This is a genomic window from Rhodococcus sp. PSi06 (assembly GCF_054960675.1).
Map to the genome: position 1 here is coordinate 77,770 of NZ_JBHNYO010000012.1, position 17,950 is coordinate 95,719.

The window sequence follows — 17,950 nt, forward strand, 5'->3', positions numbered from 1 at the left end:
GCTGATGTGAGACACCACAAAAGTGAACCCAACCGAAACCATTCGACGTGCTTCAGACTTCGGCGAGCTCGAGTAAACAGGGGTTGGATCCGAGTGTCACGCAATCCGGCAGAGTCAGTGATCGATCACAATGACGCACCCGATACCGCACCGGTAATACAGACCTGAGCAGCGCCCTGAACGCAGAGAAAGGGCCGCTCCCACCGAGGTGGGAACGGCCCCTTCTGCGCTCATGAGTTCAGAGCGCGAAGTACGACTGCAGTGAAGCGGTCTTACTTGACGGAGATCTTTGCGCCGGCAGCTTCCAGCTTCTCCTTGGCAGCCTCGGCTGCGTCCTTGGCGACCTTCTCCAGGATTGCCTTCGGAGCGCTCTCGACGAGGTCCTTGGCTTCCTTCAGGCCGAGGCCGGAAACGACCTCACGGACGACCTTGATGACCTGGATCTTCTTGTCGCCGGCCGACTCGAGGACGACGTCGAACTCGTCCTGCTCTTCAGCAGCCTCGGCGGGGGCAGCGCCGCCGCCTGCAGCAGCAACGGCGACGGGAGCAGCTGCGGTGACCTCGAAGGTCTCCTCGAATGCCTTCACGAACTCGCTGAGCTCGAGGAGGGTGAGCTCCTTGAACTGGTCGAGCAATTCTTCGGTGCTGAGCTTCGCCATGGTGGCGGGTCCTTCCTGTAAGTACCTGGCCGCTGATCCGCGGCATGGTGTGGGATTGAGCTGTTCGCTAATGCCAGCGGATCAGCTTTCGGCGGGAGCTTCCGCCGGTGCTTCTGCTTCTGCAGGCGCTTCGGCTGCGGCGGGTGCGCCGGCAGCCTTCTTCTCCTGCAACGCGAACGCCAGACGCGCGAACTGCGATGCGGGAGCGTTGAACAGGCCTGCAGCCTTCGACAAGTTGCCCTTCATGGCGCCGGCGAGCTTGGCCAACAGGATTTCGCGCGACTCGAGGTCTGCGATCTTGTTGATCTCGTCCACGGACAGCGTTGCGCCGTCCATGTAGCCGCCCTTGACGATCAAGGCCTTGTTGTCCTTCGCGAAGGCCTTGATGGCCTTCGCTGCGTCGACCGGCTCGCCCTTGATGAATGCAATGGCGGTCGGTCCGACGAACAAATCGTCGAGGCCGGTAATACCGGCTTCGGCAGCTGCGCGCTTGACCAGGGTGTTCTTGGCGACGGAGTACGTGGCACCTTCGCCGAGCGCACGCCGGAGCTGAGTCAGACCGGACACCGACAGGCCACGGTATTCCGTGACGACGGCAGCCGTCGAACCCTTGAACTGTTCGGTGATCTCCGATACTGCTGAGACCTTTTCGGGCTTTGCCATACTTCGCCTCCTCTCGTGGGAAGTTGTGTCGATCGCGAGAGGGCCGGAAAACGACGAACGCCCCGATGCGCAGAGGCACACGGGGCGTGAACGAGCGGACAACCGAGACGGCTGCATACAGGTTCCCTACCGCGTTCTCCTGCGTGGGCCGTCCGAAGCGATCTCGGACCTTCAACCGCGCAACTCCCGGAAGTGAATCCTTCGAGAAGGCGGTGACCAACGGTCTTGGGTAGAACTTGATTGGGCGGTCTGGAAGCGAGTGCGAGCACCCGTGATCCGAACCGTCGACCAGGTTACAACACGTTCGGCGTCATCTCCAAAACGACGACCTACGACGTGATCACTGTCGTCACGATGCCGATCTCGTCGAGTCACGAGACTGCGTCGGTCGGAGCGGCCGCACGTTCTCGCTGTCTTTGCTGCCGCAACAGCGTCCAGGCGCCGGACGTGGTCAGATGAATGTTGGTGACGACCTGTAGCGCCACCAGGGTGACGATCCAGAGGATGCCCGACAGGACCGGCACCCGGTCGATCGGCAACACGACCGCCATCAGCATTCGGATCATCGCGTCGAAGAACAGGGCACCCGCCCAGATCACCGACGTCACCCGCCACGCACGTCGGAACCCAGGCTCGTTTTCCCACAACGCTTCCCAGCGGCCAGGATCACCACTCCCGGTCACGTCAGTCGCGCTGGGGTGGACGGACCGGTCGAGCAACGGACGGGTCAACCGGTAACTCAGCGGACGTCGGGCGCGGACGCTGGCCAGAAACCAGCAGCCCCACGCAGCCGTCAGTAGCGCGTCCTTGAACAGGAGGATGCGCGGATCGCCGGAGAGCTCTTCGGCCGCAGCACTCACCACGAGCATCACCAGGACCGAGCTGCCGAGCGCGTCGATCCGGCGGTGCCGGACGGCCCGGACGAGCACCGAGACAGCCGGGATAACCGCACCTGCCAGCAACGCGGTTCCGGTGTCGGATCCCCAGTGCCGCAACAAGTAGTACATCGCGATCGGCGCGAGAAGATCAGCGAGCACGGCGAGCGACAGACCTAGGGTCGGCGGTCTGTAGCGCCGGAGGAGCACCAGCACTCCGACCGCGAGGCCGATCAGGAGTCCGGTGCCGTGATCGTCCCGCAGCAGCGTCATCACCACGGCGGCGACAACGACTACCGGTCCACCGATCCGGACGATGCCGGCTGCGCCCAGAGCGCGCCGCACGACCGCAACAGCGACGATCGAAAGGTTCCCGGCGATCACCGATGCTGTCACCCCGCCCAGATCCAAAGCGGTCAGGTAGACACTGAAGAAGATCGCGTACCAGTGGGCGAACTCGACGGGACGTTGCGGTGGCGCATTTGTACGGGACGTAAGGACCAAGACCCCGATCAGGGCCGCGACGGCAGCGGAGGAGCCGCCTCCGGTGTCGGTCGGATGCCAGGCGCTGTAGATGGCCACGCTTGCCACACCGCCGACGAGGTAAGCAGATAGCCAGGACATCGCGCCGACCCGACGCTGCACAGCCGTGCCGACCAGAACGATGCCGACCAGGTTGAAGGCGAGCTGTCCCCAACCGTCCGGTTGCACCAGGATCGGGCTGACGGCTCGCCACCACTGGCCCGCCAGCAACTGCGGCCGATCACGGACGAGTAGGTCCATCAACCCCGGGGAGAGTTGGGCGACGAGGCTGATCAGCAGCGTCACTCCGGCCACAATCGCGGTAAGTAGCGGGAAGCCAGGCTGCCGCGGTGCCGCGGGGGTCACGGGGCTGGTCATGACTCTCGCCGGTCAGTTCGGTCGGCCCTGAGTGCGGTTTCGAAAAACTCCGTCATATCGCGGGCATAGGCCACCAGATCGACATCCGGCTCGTGCCGCAGCAGGTGCGGGACCGCTTCGATCGACTGCTGGATGATGGTGGCGGCGACCCGCGGATCGCTCGTGTGCAGCTCGCCGGATCGACATCCGTCATCGATGATCTGTTGCAGTGCTTCGATTCCCGAGGGCCGGGAGCCTGCAGGAACATGCAGCGCACCGGCACCGAGCAGGATAGTGAGCGCGACCATCTCGGCTCGGTGATCGGCCATATGCGCCAAGTTTGCCTCGATATAGGCGCGGACAGCGGTCGTCTTCGTCGTTGCCGCGCGGACTCGCTCGGCGACAGCGTGACCGAGATCGGTGATGACGGTGAGCGCGACCTGCGTCATCAACTCGGCGCGATCCTCGAAGTGATACGAGATCATTCGGGTGCTGCTCAGCCCACCGCGCCGCACGATGGCCGCGAACGAAGTCCCGTCGTATCCGACCTCGGCGAGCGTGCGGATGGTCGCTTCGATGATCTGGGCCCGACGGCCGCTTGCCCGGTCCGACAGTTTTACTCGCATGAGTAAATACTAGACTCCATCCCTCCTGCCTGCCCGGGCTATTGGATCGGGGGTCCTGCCTGATGTCGACCACAGTGCGGCAGTGTGGATCTCAACCGTAGGCAGAAAATCTGCCGACCTTTCCGGGTTCGACGATCTCGAACTGCTTGGTCAGATCGGTGTGCTCGAGCAGTTCGATCTGCTCGGCGAACTGGTCGCTGACAACGAAGACCGCGGTGCTCAGCTTCCATTCCCCCATCAGCCAGGCGCGCAGCACGTCGAGCAACTTCGAGTCCATACCCGTCTGCATACGCGACTTGCGAACCCAGAAGTAGACAACGACATCGACGGAATCCCACCCGCCCTCACCGGTAGGCGTCACGGTGGCCTTCGTCAGGAACGTCGCATCTGTGGGGAACAAGTAGACGCAGCCCAGGCATTCGTCGGTAACTGGATCGACGACGGTGTAGGTGAAGGCCCGATGCGCTGCATGGCGCTCCTCGAGGCCGACGAGGTCTTCTCGGTTCGCTTCGACGCTGAAGTCATCCTCGGGCCACGTCGCCTGCTCCCAACGCCTCAGCTGTTCCCGCGTCTCCATCAGCGCTGCGTGATCGGCGGGCGCGTCAGCTGGGGTGATCGGGCGGAGCAGGAACTGGTCGGTCCGCAGGATGGTCGGAACCGGCGCGGCCGGATCGGTGAACGACATAAGTGCACCTTTCGTGGACTGGATCCACACGCTAGTCGCGTCCGTCGAACAAATACTCCGAGTCGGGCAGGACCGGTAGTTTCGGTGCTCGCGGTCCGGCCGGGCAGTACCTCGAATTTTCGGCGTCGCCCGAATTGCGCGAGCGGCGCAGGTCTACTGGCCTGATGGCTGCGGCGGCAGTAGTGGGGCTGGTGGTCGGCGGTGGCGTCGTACTCGGCGACAGCTCAGTTGCCGACCACCTGACGATCCCGCGAACCCGGCCACCAGTTTCGCGCGCCGAACAGCTTCATCATCGCGGGCACCATCATCATTCGCACCAGCACGGCATCGAAGAGCACTGCGATGGCGAGAGCGAAACCGAATTGTTTGAGTTCGAGAACGTCTGCGGTGAGGAAGCTGGCGAACACGGCGATCATGATCGCGGCGGCTGCCGTGATCGGCCTGGCGGTGTGTTCGATGCCGTCGACGACGGCCACGTCGTTACTCGCTCCCCGAACGAACACTTCCCGCATGCGCCCGATGAGGAACACCTCGTAGTCCATCGAGAGACCGAAGACCACGGCGAACACCGTCACCGGCAGATACACCTGGATGTATCCAGCGCTCTCGAATCCGAGAATGCCTGCGCCCCAGCCCCATTGGAATACGGCGACGGTGGCACCGAGGGCGGCACCGGTGACCAGTAAATTCATGGCGACGGCCTTGAGCGGAATGACCACGCTGCGAAACACGACGGCCAAATAGCAGAGCGAGAAGGCCAACACTGCGACGACGACCCAGACGAACTTGCCGGAGATCTCCTCGGAGGCGTCGACGACCAGTGCGGTGGTGCCGCCCACGGAGACGCTCGTGCCGTCCGTGTCACCGGCGAGAAGTGCCTGGGACCGCAGGGTTTCGACGAGATCGGCGGCCTCCGTGGAGTCGATCGGGACCGACGGGACCACGATCAGCAACGACCGTCCACCCTCCGGTTGTGCCAACGCGTAGGCCACGCGATCGTCCCCGCGCACGGAGTTCGCGAACGCGTCCACCGTAGTGATCTGCTGTGGCCTCAGCGGACTGTCGTCCGCACCCGTGAACACGATCGTGATGGGCGATATGGTCCCGGGCGCGAACTTCTCGGTGAGCACGGTGTTGGCTCGTCCGGACGGTTCCGCCCGGAGTGCGTCGGCTCCGAGATCGACACCGTACGAGATCGATCCGATGGGAATCAGGCAGAGGATGAGGACAGCAGCGGACGCCACCGTGTAGCGCCAGGGGCGTTCGATGACGTGCTGCGCCCATCGTGACCACCACGTGGGTACCGCGGCGTCGTGCTCGTCGACCGATGGTGGTTGGAATCGTCGCGGCAGTGACCACATCCCGATGCGTGTTCCTAGGACCGCGAGAATCGCCGGCAGGAGGGTCCACGCGACCACGACGACGGTGACGATGGTGAGGGCGACGACCAACGAGATGCTCTGCACCGCAGGAACATCGACGATCGCGAGGGCTCCGAGGGCGATCAACACGACCAGACCGGAGATGACGATGATGTGCCCGGCGGTGCCCATGGCCGCGCCCACCGCGCGCTCGATTCGGGTCGGATCGCTCGCGGGTCCGGCGCGCCCGATCTCCTCCCTGAACCGACTGACGATGAAGAGCGCGTAGTCGATTCCCAGACCGAGACCGAACATGGCCGCCACCGTGGTGACGAGAACGTCGAAGGTCATCACGTTGGACAGCAGCGCGAACATCCCGAACGCCGCGAGCACGCCGATTCCGGTGGTGACCAGCGGCACGATGCCCGCGATCACGGAACCCAACGCGAGGACGAGAACCACGAATGCAATGGGCAGGCCGATGCTTTCCGCCCGAACGGCGTCCTCGGATTCGACGCGGGTGAGATCGACCGTCATCGGGGAGTAGCCCGTCACGGCCACCTCGACGCCGTTGCCGGACGCCTTACCGATCGTCTCCTGCACGCGTTCGGCCACGGCGATCCGATCACTGGCAGCTCCGCCGATACCGACGAACGCCAGCGCCGACGTCCCGTCCGCGGAGATCGTCGGGATGAAACCGGCGCTCTCGTAGGGATCGACGACGCGCAGAACATCCGGCGACTGCCGCAGGGACGAGACGACCTTCCCCACCCGTTCACGAAAGGCCGGGTTCCGGCTGTCCACCGAATCGGAGGTGAATGTGACGACGAGTTGTTCGGACCCGAACGACGCGAAATGCTGTTCGACGAGTCGGTCGGCGCGGCTGGATTCGGTTCCGGGAACCGAGAAGTTGGCTCCCACCAGAGAGTTCTGCAGCGCGGGATACAGGATTGCCGATCCCACGGCCAGCAGTAGCCACACACCCAGCACCGCCCACCGATGACGGGCGACGGTCCGACCCCAACGATCGCCGATGCTGCGCCGGCGTCGACCGGAATCCAGCACTGCCGCCCCGGTCATGTCTGCGGGAGGTCGCGGCTGAAGATTCGGTAGGTACGGTGCGGTGATTGCTCCATCCGAGTCAGGACCGAGCCCTTCATCCAGGGACTGTCGTCGAGTACCGGCGCGGCCTCGACCCTGGTGAATCCCAGATCACGCATCCGCACCGACATTTCCATGATGAGCAGCGACGACACCGCGCGATCGGGGCAGTCCGGATCGACGAACAACATGTCCACGCGCACCCCGTCGATCACGTCGGTTCGACCCGGCCGTTTGACGTGCCAGAGCGTCACCAGGTCTCGCAGCCACCTCGATTTCAGATGCGCCGCCTTGGCCGCGGCTTGATTCACATCCGGAATCCCCATCAGGAATCCGACAGGCTTGCCGTCCAATTCGGCCAGGAGAGTGAGTCGGCGATCGAGGACGGGCAGCATCATCTTCAGAAGCTCGAACAGTTCGACGAACGACAGCGGCGAGTAGCCCCAGAAGTTCACGAAGGTCTTGTTGTACAGATCCCGCACGATCCGCGCATCGCGGCGTACCGTCCGATACTTCATCGAGCGGAACGTGACCTCGGAACGTGCTTTGATCTTCTCGAAAATCTGCATGTGCCGGGCGTATTCGGGACGGTTGTAGATGACGCACGGGTCGTCGAACAGGTAGCTGTAGAAGTCCTTGATGCCCACCAGACCCCACTTCTCGAAGTGGGCGGCGTAGTACAGCGGGTTGTGCGGCATTCCCACCAGAGGAAGCGCCGGTACCTCGTCGACGACGATGCCCGCGCTGTAGAACATCGACGGCCCGAACGGCCCGGACATGGTCGCCAGACCGCGCGCCGACAACCACGCCGCGGCGGCATCGAGCAAGGCGGTCGCGATCTCGTGGTCGTCTATCGCCTCGTAGAACCCGAAGAATCCGATCGACTCACCGGTGTAATCGGTGAAACTCGTGTCGTGAATGGCCACGATCCGCCCCACGGCGACGCCGTTCTCACGCGCGACGAAGGCACACGTATCCCGAGTAGACGCGATGGCGGCCGGCGGCGAGATCAGGATGCGATCGAGATCCATCGGCTCGTCCGGCAATCGGTACGGATCGTCCCGATACACCAGATCGGTAACGGCCTCGAATTCGTTCCAGCCTCTGCCGGACACGACTTGTTCGACGGTGATCATCGTTCCTTCTCACGAGATGGTTTGCCGGACACGGAAATCGGCGAGCGAGCCACAACGGTCTCTCCCGCGAAGACGTACTGCCCCGGCCGAACGGAGATGCGCTCGACCAGTGCGTCGGGGACGAACACATCGCACTGAGAACCGAAACGGATCATCCCGTACTGCTCTCCCCGTTCGACGGTGTCGCCCACCGCGATGTGCGCGACGATGCGGTTGACCCACAGATCGGCAATCTGTGTCACCGTCACCACGGCTCCGGACGCATGCTCGATCGACACGGTGAGTCGTTCGTTGGTGAGCAGGTAGTCGCAGCCCTCGTCGTACGGGGTTCGCCGCGTCAACAGATTGGCCCCGACCCGCGCCATCGACTTGTTGAACGGCGCTGCAGACCGGTGCCGACGCATCCCGACGGTGCCCGCGATGGGAATTCGGTTGCGGTGCACCGAGTATTCGGACATGTAGATACCGATGAGGTACCCACTGTCGGCTGCGGCGACGCCGGCGATCTCGTCGAGGGCAATGGTTCGCCCCTTCTTGACGGCGAACGCGGTAGCGCCTGCTTCCACCCGTTTGACGTACGTGACGAAGCCGTCCGCCGGAGCCACGACCGCCTGCGGATCTGGGGGCGGTGCGCGATGCGGATCGCGGAAGAAGAACCGGGTACGCCAGTAGACGAACGCCGCGAACGGAAGTGCCGTGGCCGTAGCTACACCACCGATCCACCGAGTGACCGACATCAGTGGTGCCGCTGTTCGTCGATGCTCTCCGACCAGCCGACGAACGCGTCGGCCGCTCGGTTTCGCAGCGAGCCGGGCAGCAACCCGATGAGACCGCACACGACGTAGAAGCCAAGCGAGAGAACGCCGTTGGTCACCTCACGGCTCATCGGGACGTCTCGTAGACGTACCGACGTCGGCTCGAACCCGTCCGCCACGTCAGTGCGCGACGGCGGGCGAAAGCGTTTTGAGCTGCGCCTTCTCGAAGTACAACTCGAAGAGTCGGCGATGATCGCACCACGAAATGTCGTGATCGACAGGCAGAATGGCCTCGGGCTTGTGCACCAGGCGCATGAGCTGGTCGATGTTGTCGGCCAGCATCGTCTCGGCGAATCGAGGCGAAATACGCGAACTGACACGCTCTTTGAACTCGTCCCAGCTCACCAGGTCGAGTCCGAGCAGCTCGGCGTACAGATCGTGTCCGTACCCGGTGGGGTTGCTCGGAAGTAGCCGCGTCAGTGGATGACTGCGCAGCGCATTGCCGGCCATGACGTCGCACATCACGTCCACCGGAACGTAGTTCATCCCTGGGCCGTCCCAGATGGCACCGGCGGCGATGGCCAGTTCGATGATGCGCCAGAAGCTGTACACCCGGCCGGGATCGCGGCCGAGTTCGGTACTGCCGAGGATGTAGGGGGCCTCGCACAGGGTGACCGAATAGGTATCCGACATCGAGAGCCACCCGAGAAGCGTTGCGTTGACCCACTTCATCTGCGCATAGCCGGAGTACCACCACGAATCGGGGCGGCGGAAATCCTCGGGCTTCTGGTAGAGATGCGCGCCGATGCTGCCCACGTAGGTGAGGTGCTTGCGCGTGGACGTGATGCTGAATTCGAGGATGCGCAGCACGCTGACGAACCAGTCGTCACGCAGCTCGGCATAGCTCTCGGTGTAGTCGGTGGAGCTGGCGCAGTTGAAGATCTGCCCCACTCCCGCGGCCAGATCGAAGTACGACGCCTTGTCGAGACCGAAACGAAATGCCGTGGGGGTGCCTTCGACGATACGAATCTTGTCGGCATCGACCACGATCTCGTACTGGTCGAACGTCCGCTGAAGTCGCTCGAGTGCAGACTCTTCGTCGGTGGGGCGCACCATCGCGTACACGACCTGCACCGCCGCATCACGCGTGAGTCGACCGATCAGGTGGGCGCCGAGAAAACCGTTGGCACCGAACACCAATGCAGTATCGGTGGCCGGGGCTGCCATCGCAGCGACCCGGCGACGGGTCTCCTCGTCGATGAACGGCCGAAGCGCGGTGGGATCACCGTTGCTCAGGGCAACGACGTCCGCGTACTTCCCGCCGAAGCGAAGCCCAGGGCATTCGCTGGTGATCAGTGCATCCGCGTGCGGCCAGACCGGACGCAACGAACCATCTCCGAACAGTGCTTCTACGTGCATTCGCGCTCCCCTGCAACGACTGGTGTCCCATGTCACTTCGGACCGGCAAAACCTAGCAACTGTGGGCGCTCACGACACGATGACCGGAAAAGTCTGGTACGGCCCATAGCTGTGCTCAACTTTTGTTGAGAGTGTTCCCAACGAAACACAGTCGAGAGCAAGAATTGTTGGAGCATATTACGACCGATTCGCGTTCCGCAGGACAAATGGGGTCGTTCGAAGGTCTAATCGATCTTCATGACTGCCACGGCGCCCCATCCCCTCCTGCAGCCCGCTCGCGATCCCAGCGGCGGCGACGCGGCGGCGGCGTGGGCGGCCATCGTTCGCGAGAAGCCCCAGTACCCGCGAGTGTCCATCTCGGCGAACGTCCGCATCCCGATGAGCGACGGCACAGCATTACGCGCGTACGTCATTCGGCCCGCGGACGCTTCGGGCCGGGCGGTGGAGGGCAGTTTTCCCACCGTCCTGAACCTCACCCCGTACAACAAGCTGCTGATGAAGGGGATCGACACCGTCCTCGAGGCCCCGGTGCTCGGGCGCGCGATCCGCGCCTTCTCGTCCGCATTCGACCTCAGCGGAACCAAGTTCGACGGCATCACCGAGATCACCCGGGTGGTGGCGGGCGGAGCGGCGGACCTGCTGACGGTCAATCGCCACCTCGTCCGCAGCGGATACGTCCAGATGATCGTCGACGTCCGCGGCACCGGCAGCTCCTCGGGCATCTGGGACGTGCTCGGCACCCGGGAACAACTGGACTCGCTCGAGGTGATCGAGTGGGTCCGACGCCAGTACTGGTGCAACGGCAGGCTGGGGATGGCCGGGATCTCGTACTCCGCGATCAATGCGCTGCAGGCCGCGGCCAAGCAACCCGCCGGGCTCGACGCGATCTTCGCCGTCGAGGGCTCGGTGGACATCGTTCGTGAGATCTTCGCAACCGGAGGGGCGACGTCGGCATTCATCCCGCTGTGGCTCGCCGCCGTCAACGGGTTGAAATGGGCACCTGCCCTCGGTGGAATCGATGCATTCGCCTGGCTCCGCGACCGTGCTCGATCCCCCGCCACCAATCTGTTCGATCTCGCCAAAGGCTTCGTCACAGGCCATGACCCACGGATCTACGACGACGAGTACTACGACACGATCGACGCCGTCATCGAAGACATCGCCGTGCCGACCTTCCTGTACGGCTGCTGGCACGACATCTTCGGCGGCTCCGCCCCCGACATCTACAACCGACTCCCCCTCGAACGCGGCTCGAAGCAGTTGCTCGTCGGCGACGGTTACCACGTCAATCCCGGTATCGGGTTCGGCGAACCAGGCTTTCCACCGCGTCTGGACGTGCTCGAGCGCGCCTGGTTCGACAAATGGCTGCGCGACGTCGACAACGGAATCGAGAACTACGGCCCCGTCACATTGCGTCAACAGGGCGGCAATTGGACTGCGCACGGCCGCTTTCCGGCTCCCCACGCACTACCTCGAAGGCTGTACCTGTCTGCTGAGGTCTCGGGCACCGCCGCCCATGCCGTCGCCGACGGCAGCCTCACCTTCGACCCGCCGCCATCGTCGGGCGTGCTCACGGTACGTCCGTCGTTGCGGGCCGTCGTATCCCGTGACACCACCCAGGTACTCGCCGGCGTGACGGCCGTGTTGGGTGGCGGATTCACTTACGACAACCGATTCGCCGAAGGGGCCGCAGTCACCTTCACCACCGGTCCGGCGGAGTCCGACGCCGTCGTGTCCGGGCCGATGAATCTACATCTCCGGGTGGTCTGCCATGCGCGAGAAGCGTTGTGGGCCATCATGGTCTGTGACGTCGCCCCGGACGGCACCTCGACCGTACTGAGCAACGGCGCACTTCTCGCGTCGCGTCGGGCCGTGGACGACGAGCGTTCGCTGTTCGCCCCGAACGGCGACTACACCCGCCCTTACCACCCACTCACCGCGGCGGCACTTCTGCCGGTGCCCATCGGTGAACCCATCACGCTCGACATCGACATTCTCAGCACCGAGGCCGTCATCGCGACGGGACACCGACTGCGCGTCGACGTATTCGCCACCGACACAACGCGATTCATCCCGATTCTGCCGGATCTCGTGCGCACACGACTGCGCCCACAGGACGTCAGCATCGACCCCGAGAGCCCGAGTTACCTGGTGGTGCCGTTGCTCGGCGAGCCGGGCTGGTAGGAACGACACCATGAGAATGGAACAAGGTATCGCTCCGGCGAACTCCATCGAGATCGCGTACGAGGACATGGGATCGGTAGACGATCCCGCAGTGCTGCTCATCATGGGCCTGTCCGCGCAATTGACGTTGTGGCCCATGGACTTCTGCACCCGTCTCGTCGATGCAGGCTACCGAGTGATCCGGATCGACAACCGCGACATCGGGCTCTCCTCGAAGATGTCCGGTCAAAAGGTGCGGGGATCACAGATTCTTCGACTGATCCGGCACGAGCTGGGGATGTCCTCCGACGTGCCCTACACGATCGTCGACATGGCGGCCGACGCCGTCGGCGTACTCGATCACCTCGGCATCGACACCGTGCACGTCGTCGGTGCGTCGATGGGCGGAATGATCACCCAGGTCTTCGCCGGTAGCTACCCGGAACGAACCGAATCGGTGGGCATCCTCTTCTCGAGCACCAACGAGCCGTTCCTGCCACCGCCGGATCCCCGGGCGCTGCTGCCGCTGATCGGTGGCGTCGGTAAGGACGCCACCAAGGACGAGATCATCGCGCATTCGGCGAAGACGCTGTCCACGATCGGGTCACCCGGGTTCCGGACCCCACTCGAGGAGCAACTCGAAATCGCCCAGGTGATGTACGAGCGCAACTACAACCCGTCCGGCGTCGTCCGCCAGATGGCGGCCATCACCGGCACCGGCAGCCTCAAGCCCTACACGAAGAAGATCACGGCACCGACCACGGTCATTCACGGCACCGCCGACAAACTGGTGAGACCGTCCTGCGGCAAGGCCATCGCCCGCGCAGTCCCCGGAGCCGAGCTGACACTGATCGACGGAATGGCCCACGACCTGCCCGCAGCGTTGCTGGACCGCATCAGCGGCATCATCCTGGCCAACTTCGCTCGTGCGCGAGCGGCCTGAACTCGCCCCGTAGACCGCAACGACGAAGGCCGGCCTCCCCAAGGGAGACCGGCCTTCGTTCGGAGCTGTTCGCGATTACGCGTTCGCGTCGTCCTCGAGGAGGTTGCGCGTACGGTTCGGATCGACCTGGACGCCGGGTCCGGTGGTGGTCGAGACGGTGACCTTCTTGACGTAACGGCCCTTGGCCGACGACGGCTTCGCACGCAGGATCTCGTCCAGCGCTGCGCCGTAGTTCTCCACCAGCTTGGTCTCGTCGAACGAGGCCTTACCGATGACGAAGTGCAGGTTGGCCTGCTTGTCGACGCGGAAGTTGATCTTGCCGCCCTTGATGTCGTTGACAGCCTTGGTCACGTCGTTGGTGACCGTGCCCGTCTTCGGGTTCGGCATCAGGCCACGCGGTCCGAGGACACGGGCGATGCGGCCGACCTTGGCCATCTGATCGGGGGTGGCGATCGCCGCGTCGAAGTCCAGGAATCCGCCCTGGATGCGCTCGATCAGATCTTCTGCGCCGACGACGTCGGCTCCTGCTGCCTCGGCCTCTGCAGCCTTCTCACCAGCGGCGAAAACAATAACCCGAGCGGTCTTGCCGGTGCCGTGGGGAAGGTTGACGGTGCCGCGCACCATCTGATCCGCCTTGCGGGGATCGACGCCGAGTCGCACTGCGACCTCGACGGTGGGATCGAACTTGCTCGACGCGGTCTCCTTGGCCAGCTTTGCGGCTTCGAGAGGCGAGTAGAGGTTGTCCTGGTCGATCTTTGCGGCCTGCTCGAGGTAGGCCTTGCTGCGCTTTGCCATGTCTTACTGTCCTTCGTTCGAGTTCAGAGTGGTTGACGAGCCTGGCCGGCTCTCCCACGTTTCGTGCTGGAAATCAGCCTTCGACGGTGATGCCCATCGAGCGAGCAGTGCCGGCGATGATCTTCGCGGCCTGGTCGATGTCGTTGGCGTTGAGGTCTTCCTGCTTGGTCTTGGCGATCTCGCGCACCTGGTCCATGGTCACCTTGGCGACCTTGGTCTTGTGCGGCTCGCCGGAGCCCTTCGCCACGCCTGCGGCCTTGAGCAGCAGCTTGGCAGCGGGGGGAGTCTTCAGCTTGAAGTCGAACGTGCGGTCTTCGTAGACCGAGATCTCGACCGGCACGACGTTGCCGCGCTGCGACTCGGTCGCGGCGTTGTAAGCCTTGCAGAACTCCATGATGTTGACGCCGTGCTGGCCCAGTGCGGGGCCGACGGGCGGTGCCGGGTTGGCGGCACCGGCCTGGATCTGAAGCTTGATGATCCCGGCTAGCTTCTTCTTCTTCGGGGGCATTTCTTTTTCCTTGTATTCGCTCGGGTTTCTTGCGGTTGCTACTGCAAGTCTGTGCGCGCGGCTTCTAGATCTTGGAGACCTGGGTGAAGCCGAGCTCGACCGGGGTTTCACGGCCGAAGATCGATACCAACACCTTGAGCTTCTGCTGCTCGGCGTTGACCTCGCTGATGCTGGCGGGGAGAGTCGCGAACGGGCCGTCCATGACGGTGACCGACTCGCCGACCTCGAAGTCGACCTCGATGGTCGGCTTCGACGTGGTGTCGCCGCTCTGGTCGCTGGTGCCGGCGGTCGCCTTCGCGTCCTTCTTGGCACCTTCCTGCGGCATGAGGAACTTGACGACCTCGTTGATGGTCAACGGCGACGGGCGCGACGTCGCGCCGACGAAACCGGTGACACCGGGGGTGTTACGCACCGCTCCCCAGGACTCGTCGTTGAGTTCCATGCGGACCAGGATGTAGCCGGGCAGAACTTTGCGGTTGACCTGCTTGCGCTGGCCGTTCTTGATCTCGGTGACCTCTTCGGTGGGAACTTCCACCTGGAAGATGTAGTCGCCGACGTCGAGGTTCTGCACGCGGGTCTCGAGGTTGGCCTTGACCTTGTTCTCGTAGCCGGCGTAGCTGTGAATGACGTACCAGTCACCGGGTGCGCGGCGCAGAGCCGCCTTCATCTCGGCGACGGGATCCTCGGGCTCGGCAGTGACGTCGGCGTCGTCGCCGGTGGCAACCTCATCGCCTTCGGCGACTGCATCCTCGTCGACGACGTCCTCGCCGGCAGCGGCTGCGACGTCGGCCTTGATTGCTTCGTCCGTCTCGCGGTCCTGAGCGGCCTGCTCCGCTTCGAGGCCCTGCTTGGTCGCCTCGACATCGGCGTCGAATGCGGCCACTTCGGTGGCGTCGTTGTGCGGCGTGCTCACGTCAGCACCCTTTCTCTAGTTTCCTGCTCGATTCGATCGTCGAAAAGTCCCGGCAGCCGTCCACGGTCAGCCGAACAACCAGCCGACGCCCTTGAGGAACAACACGTCGAGACCGCTGATGTACGCGACCATGAACGCAAGGAAGACGAGCACGACGGTCGTGTAGGTGACCATTTGCTTCTTGTTCGGCCAGATGACCTTGCGCAGTTCGGCTACGACCTCGCGGAAGAACTGCAGCAGCCGCAGAAAGACGTTGGGCCGCTTGTCTGCCTTGGTCTTGCCCGAACGTCCCGAGCCGGACTTGGTTTTCGCCGACGCGGCCGGGGCCTTGGTCATCGACACCGCTGCAGCACTGCTGCCGCGGGACCTGCTCGACGATCGTTTGCCGGTGGGGACCACTGCATCTGCAGCAGATTCACCAGCGGACGTGTCAGCATCGGAGAGACGGCCCTCGGAGCCAGTTACGACGTCGTCTGGGGCCGAAGAGTCCTCGAACTCCCCCGATCGACCGTCGCGCTTACCGCGCTCCTCGCTCACGTCGTTCCTCTCAGTTGCTGACACCTTGGGCAGGGGCGACAGGACTTGAACCTGCAACCTACGGTTTTGGAGACCGTTGCTCTACCAATTGAGCTACGCCCCTTCGGCCGAAAACTTCTCGGCCGCTCTGGTGTCCATCCGCCACAATCACGCGAGCCCTACACCCTCCGAGGAGGACGCGGGCAGCGCAGAGCGCCGGATTACCCCAGAAATCTCAGTGTACTGCACACCCTTCGGAACAGATAAATCCCGTCGTTCCGGCCGTACTGCGCCCGACCGGATCGACATGTTCAGGCCAAGCGCACCGTAGCAGTCGCTCGCCCGAAAATCTTCTTCCCCTCGGCCTTCGCCACGATGGCGACCACGGCAGTTCGCGCGTCGGCGTCCGTCGACTTGATCTTGCCGGTGAACTCGACCTGGGTCGCCGAATCCGACGAGACGTACACCGGGTTGGTGAAACGCACGTTGTACTCGGTGACAGCACCCGGATCGCCCAGCCACGACGTGACGAACCCGGCACCGAGACCCATCGTGAGCATGCCGTGTGCGATGACGTTGTTCAGTCCGGCCAGCTCGACGACTTCGTCGCTCCAGTGAATGGGATTGGGATCGCCGGACACGCCGGCGTAGTTCACCAGGTCGCCGCGGGTCAAGGAGACGATTCGCTCGGGCAATTCTTCGCCCACGGACACGTCGTCGAAGTTACGAAGCGCCATGCCTGATCACTTCCTTGACGGCGTGAGCGATGTTCTCGTCGATCTCCCCGCCCGTTCGCGCGACGATGGTGGTCCAGGTGGTCTGCACGAGCTCACCGTTCTGATCGGTGATGATGTTCTTCGTGGTCATGATGTCGCTGCCACTCATCTGCCGGAAAGACTCGAGATACACGTCGCAGAAGATGCGGTCGCCCACCTGGATCGGGCGATGGAATTCCAGTTTCTGATCGGTCTGCAGAATCTGGCTCGGGTCGTAACCCGTGATGACCTCCTGCAGCATCCGGGTCTGCGACATGATGCCGAGCAGGGAAATAAAGGTCAAGGGCGCGAGGAGACCGTCGTAACCGAGGCCCTTCGCTGCGTCCTCGTCGTGATGCGCGGGGTGCAAATCCTGGACGGCACGCGCATATTCACGAACCTTCTCGCGGCCGACCTCGTAGAAGTCGTCGACGCGGAAATGAGAACCGACCATGGACGCCGCATGTGCGGACGCATCCATGGCCGGGACGTCATGTGGAGCTTGTGACACGGTGGAGACCTTTTCTACCCTGGACGCAAGAGCCGTTAGGGAGAAAATTGTGACCTAACGCCGGGCGCCGATAAGAGATCGGAACTGCGAACCAGCGAGCCGTGAGGATCAGCGAGACTCGCGGTGAGCCCGGTGAGTGCCGCAGTTGGAGCAGAACTTCTTCAGCTCGATGCGGTCGGGATCGTTACGACGGTTCTTCTTGGTGATGTAGTTGCGGTGCTTGCAAACCTCGCAGGCCAAGGTGATCTTGGGCCGCACATCGGTGGAGGAGGCCACTGGACGCCTACTTTCGGGTAAATCTGATCTGGGTCAATCAGGACTGTTCTGGGTGCTACTGGTCGTGCTTGCCTACTGTGTAGCGGTGACCGGACTTGAACCGGCGACGCAACGATTATGAGTCGTTTGCTCTACCAACTGAGCTACACCGCCTCAGGTGCTCGTCGTCCACCATTCCACGTCGGGAACGCAACGTCGAGCAATCCAATCCAGCGAGCCCCCTAACGGAATCGAACCGTTGACCTTTTCCTTACCATGGAAACGCTCTACCGACTGAGCTAAGGGGGCGGGTGACTGCGAGATCGATCTTTCCGCAGGCTGTACTCCCGCGCACGTTGCCGTGCGTTGAAGCCTTCAAGAGGTTACACATTCCGAGCACCGACTGCCAAATTGCGTGGTCAGCGACCTTCG

Annotated in this window: 19 protein-coding genes and 3 tRNA genes; 2 read left to right on the forward strand and 20 right to left on the reverse strand. The window is 63.5% G+C overall.

Going from position 1 to position 17,950, the window contains the following annotated elements; genetic code table 11:
* Positions 1–272: 272 nt before the first annotated feature.
* The 10 genes from rplL to ACFI9K_RS16680 all read right to left on the reverse strand — a co-directional run bounded on the left by rplL (position 273) and on the right by ACFI9K_RS16680 (position 10,159).
* Positions 273–659 (reverse strand): 50S ribosomal protein L7/L12, encoded by a 387-nt coding sequence (gene rplL / locus ACFI9K_RS16635; RefSeq protein ID WP_057475236.1) that lies wholly within the window; start codon positions 657–659, stop codon positions 273–275.
* Between the two features lie 81 nt (positions 660–740).
* Positions 741–1,322: a 50S ribosomal protein L10 gene (gene rplJ, locus ACFI9K_RS16640; protein WP_032380459.1), complete on the reverse strand. Its 582-nt coding sequence runs from the start codon at positions 1,320–1,322 to the stop codon at positions 741–743.
* A gap of 371 nt (positions 1,323–1,693) precedes the next feature.
* Entirely contained in the window at positions 1,694–3,097 is a 1,404-nt protein-coding gene (locus tag ACFI9K_RS16645) for a VC0807 family protein (protein WP_462664527.1), read from the reverse strand.
* Positions 3,094–3,702 carry a TetR family transcriptional regulator gene (locus ACFI9K_RS16650; RefSeq protein ID WP_462664528.1) on the reverse strand — a complete coding sequence of 203 codons (609 nt, stop codon included), beginning with the start codon at positions 3,700–3,702 and terminating at the stop codon, positions 3,094–3,096. The genes ACFI9K_RS16645 and ACFI9K_RS16650 overlap by 4 nt, the downstream gene beginning before the upstream one ends.
* A gap of 91 nt (positions 3,703–3,793) precedes the next feature.
* Positions 3,794–4,387, reverse strand: coding sequence for a GNAT family N-acetyltransferase (locus ACFI9K_RS16655; RefSeq protein WP_057475497.1), 594 nt, complete (start codon positions 4,385–4,387; stop codon positions 3,794–3,796).
* Between the two features lie 224 nt (positions 4,388–4,611).
* Positions 4,612–6,828 (reverse strand): MMPL family transporter, encoded by a 2,217-nt coding sequence (locus ACFI9K_RS16660; RefSeq protein WP_462664529.1) that lies wholly within the window; start codon positions 6,826–6,828, stop codon positions 4,612–4,614.
* Positions 6,825–7,985 (reverse strand): hypothetical protein, encoded by a 1,161-nt coding sequence (locus ACFI9K_RS16665; RefSeq protein ID WP_462664531.1) that lies wholly within the window; start codon positions 7,983–7,985, stop codon positions 6,825–6,827. The genes ACFI9K_RS16660 and ACFI9K_RS16665 overlap by 4 nt, the downstream gene beginning before the upstream one ends.
* The gene (locus ACFI9K_RS16670) at positions 7,982–8,722 is read right to left on the reverse strand and encodes a phosphatidylserine decarboxylase (protein ID WP_462664532.1); all 741 of its coding nucleotides are present in this window, start codon (positions 8,720–8,722) and stop codon (positions 7,982–7,984) included. Before ACFI9K_RS16670 ends, ACFI9K_RS16665 begins: the two co-directional genes overlap by 4 nt.
* Positions 8,722–8,871 (reverse strand): serine/threonine protein phosphatase, encoded by a 150-nt coding sequence (locus ACFI9K_RS16675; protein WP_462664533.1) that lies wholly within the window; start codon positions 8,869–8,871, stop codon positions 8,722–8,724. The genes ACFI9K_RS16670 and ACFI9K_RS16675 overlap by 1 nt, the downstream gene beginning before the upstream one ends.
* 49 nt (positions 8,872–8,920) lie before the next feature.
* Complete coding sequence (locus ACFI9K_RS16680; RefSeq protein ID WP_462664534.1) at positions 8,921–10,159, reverse strand: SDR family oxidoreductase; 1,239 nt, start codon at positions 10,157–10,159, stop codon at positions 8,921–8,923.
* Between the two features lie 237 nt (positions 10,160–10,396).
* Here ACFI9K_RS16680 and ACFI9K_RS16685 point away from each other — a divergent pair, with 237 nt between their 5' ends.
* Positions 10,397–12,343 carry a CocE/NonD family hydrolase gene (locus ACFI9K_RS16685; RefSeq protein ID WP_462664535.1) on the forward strand — a complete coding sequence of 649 codons (1,947 nt, stop codon included), beginning with the start codon at positions 10,397–10,399 and terminating at the stop codon, positions 12,341–12,343.
* A 16-nt stretch (positions 12,344–12,359) separates the two neighbouring features.
* Complete coding sequence (locus ACFI9K_RS16690) at positions 12,360–13,265, forward strand: alpha/beta fold hydrolase (RefSeq protein ID WP_462664630.1); 906 nt, start codon at positions 12,360–12,362, stop codon at positions 13,263–13,265.
* A gap of 75 nt (positions 13,266–13,340) precedes the next feature.
* On the opposite strand, the gene rplA is transcribed toward ACFI9K_RS16690, so the two are convergent.
* The 10 genes from rplA to ACFI9K_RS16740 form a co-directional block, all read right to left on the reverse strand.
* On the reverse strand, positions 13,341–14,060 hold the full coding sequence (gene rplA / locus ACFI9K_RS16695; protein WP_027498276.1) for a 50S ribosomal protein L1: 720 nt from the start codon (positions 14,058–14,060) through the stop codon (positions 13,341–13,343).
* 73 nt (positions 14,061–14,133) lie between these two features.
* On the reverse strand, positions 14,134–14,568 hold the full coding sequence (gene rplK / locus ACFI9K_RS16700; protein ID WP_008713829.1) for a 50S ribosomal protein L11: 435 nt from the start codon (positions 14,566–14,568) through the stop codon (positions 14,134–14,136).
* Positions 14,569–14,632: 64 nt separating this feature from the next.
* Positions 14,633–15,481 (reverse strand): transcription termination/antitermination protein NusG, encoded by an 849-nt coding sequence (gene nusG / locus ACFI9K_RS16705; protein ID WP_462664536.1) that lies wholly within the window; start codon positions 15,479–15,481, stop codon positions 14,633–14,635.
* 66 nt (positions 15,482–15,547) lie between these two features.
* On the reverse strand, positions 15,548–16,018 hold the full coding sequence (gene secE / locus ACFI9K_RS16710; RefSeq protein ID WP_462664537.1) for a preprotein translocase subunit SecE: 471 nt from the start codon (positions 16,016–16,018) through the stop codon (positions 15,548–15,550).
* Between the two features lie 30 nt (positions 16,019–16,048).
* Positions 16,049–16,121 (reverse strand) — tRNA-Trp (locus ACFI9K_RS16715).
* A gap of 187 nt (positions 16,122–16,308) precedes the next feature.
* Complete coding sequence (gene hadB, locus ACFI9K_RS16720) at positions 16,309–16,734, reverse strand: (3R)-hydroxyacyl-ACP dehydratase subunit HadB (RefSeq protein ID WP_462664538.1); 426 nt, start codon at positions 16,732–16,734, stop codon at positions 16,309–16,311.
* Positions 16,721–17,233, reverse strand: coding sequence for a (3R)-hydroxyacyl-ACP dehydratase subunit HadA (gene hadA, locus ACFI9K_RS16725; RefSeq protein WP_462664631.1), 513 nt, complete (start codon positions 17,231–17,233; stop codon positions 16,721–16,723). The genes hadB and hadA overlap by 14 nt, the downstream gene beginning before the upstream one ends.
* A gap of 138 nt (positions 17,234–17,371) precedes the next feature.
* A complete protein-coding gene (gene rpmG, locus ACFI9K_RS16730) occupies positions 17,372–17,539 on the reverse strand; it encodes a 50S ribosomal protein L33 (RefSeq protein WP_027498281.1) in 168 nt (55 codons plus the stop codon).
* Between the two features lie 80 nt (positions 17,540–17,619).
* Positions 17,620–17,692: transfer RNA gene (locus ACFI9K_RS16735), tRNA-Met, on the reverse strand.
* 62 nt (positions 17,693–17,754) lie between these two features.
* Positions 17,755–17,827, reverse strand: a tRNA-Thr gene (locus tag ACFI9K_RS16740).
* Between the last annotated feature and the right edge of the window lie 123 nt (positions 17,828–17,950).

Bases quoted from the DNA above. Each gene is read 5' to 3' on its own strand.
- rplL (WP_057475236.1), bottom strand. From the start codon at position 659: ATGGCGAAGCTCAGCACCGAAGAATTGCTCGACCAGTTCAAGGAGCTC.
- rplJ (WP_032380459.1), bottom strand. From the start codon at position 1,322: ATGGCAAAGCCCGAAAAGGTCTCAGCAGTATCGGAGATCACCGAACAG.
- ACFI9K_RS16645 (WP_462664527.1), bottom strand. From the start codon at position 3,097: ATGACCAGCCCCGTGACCCCCGCGGCACCGCGGCAGCCTGGCTTCCCG.
- ACFI9K_RS16650 (WP_462664528.1), bottom strand. From the start codon at position 3,702: ATGCGAGTAAAACTGTCGGACCGGGCAAGCGGCCGTCGGGCCCAGATC.
- ACFI9K_RS16655 (WP_057475497.1), bottom strand. From the start codon at position 4,387: ATGTCGTTCACCGATCCGGCCGCGCCGGTTCCGACCATCCTGCGGACC.
- ACFI9K_RS16660 (WP_462664529.1), bottom strand. From the start codon at position 6,828: ATGACCGGGGCGGCAGTGCTGGATTCCGGTCGACGCCGGCGCAGCATC.
- ACFI9K_RS16665 (WP_462664531.1), bottom strand. From the start codon at position 7,985: ATGATCACCGTCGAACAAGTCGTGTCCGGCAGAGGCTGGAACGAATTC.
- ACFI9K_RS16670 (WP_462664532.1), bottom strand. From the start codon at position 8,722: ATGTCGGTCACTCGGTGGATCGGTGGTGTAGCTACGGCCACGGCACTT.
- ACFI9K_RS16675 (WP_462664533.1), bottom strand. From the start codon at position 8,871: ATGAGCCGTGAGGTGACCAACGGCGTTCTCTCGCTTGGCTTCTACGTC.
- ACFI9K_RS16680 (WP_462664534.1), bottom strand. From the start codon at position 10,159: ATGCACGTAGAAGCACTGTTCGGAGATGGTTCGTTGCGTCCGGTCTGG.
- ACFI9K_RS16685 (WP_462664535.1), top strand. From the start codon at position 10,397: ATGACTGCCACGGCGCCCCATCCCCTCCTGCAGCCCGCTCGCGATCCC.
- ACFI9K_RS16690 (WP_462664630.1), top strand. From the start codon at position 12,360: ATGGAACAAGGTATCGCTCCGGCGAACTCCATCGAGATCGCGTACGAG.
- rplA (WP_027498276.1), bottom strand. From the start codon at position 14,060: ATGGCAAAGCGCAGCAAGGCCTACCTCGAGCAGGCCGCAAAGATCGAC.
- rplK (WP_008713829.1), bottom strand. From the start codon at position 14,568: ATGCCCCCGAAGAAGAAGAAGCTAGCCGGGATCATCAAGCTTCAGATC.
- hadB (WP_462664538.1), bottom strand. From the start codon at position 16,734: ATGGCGCTTCGTAACTTCGACGACGTGTCCGTGGGCGAAGAATTGCCC.
- hadA (WP_462664631.1), bottom strand. From the start codon at position 17,233: ATGGATGCGTCCGCACATGCGGCGTCCATGGTCGGTTCTCATTTCCGC.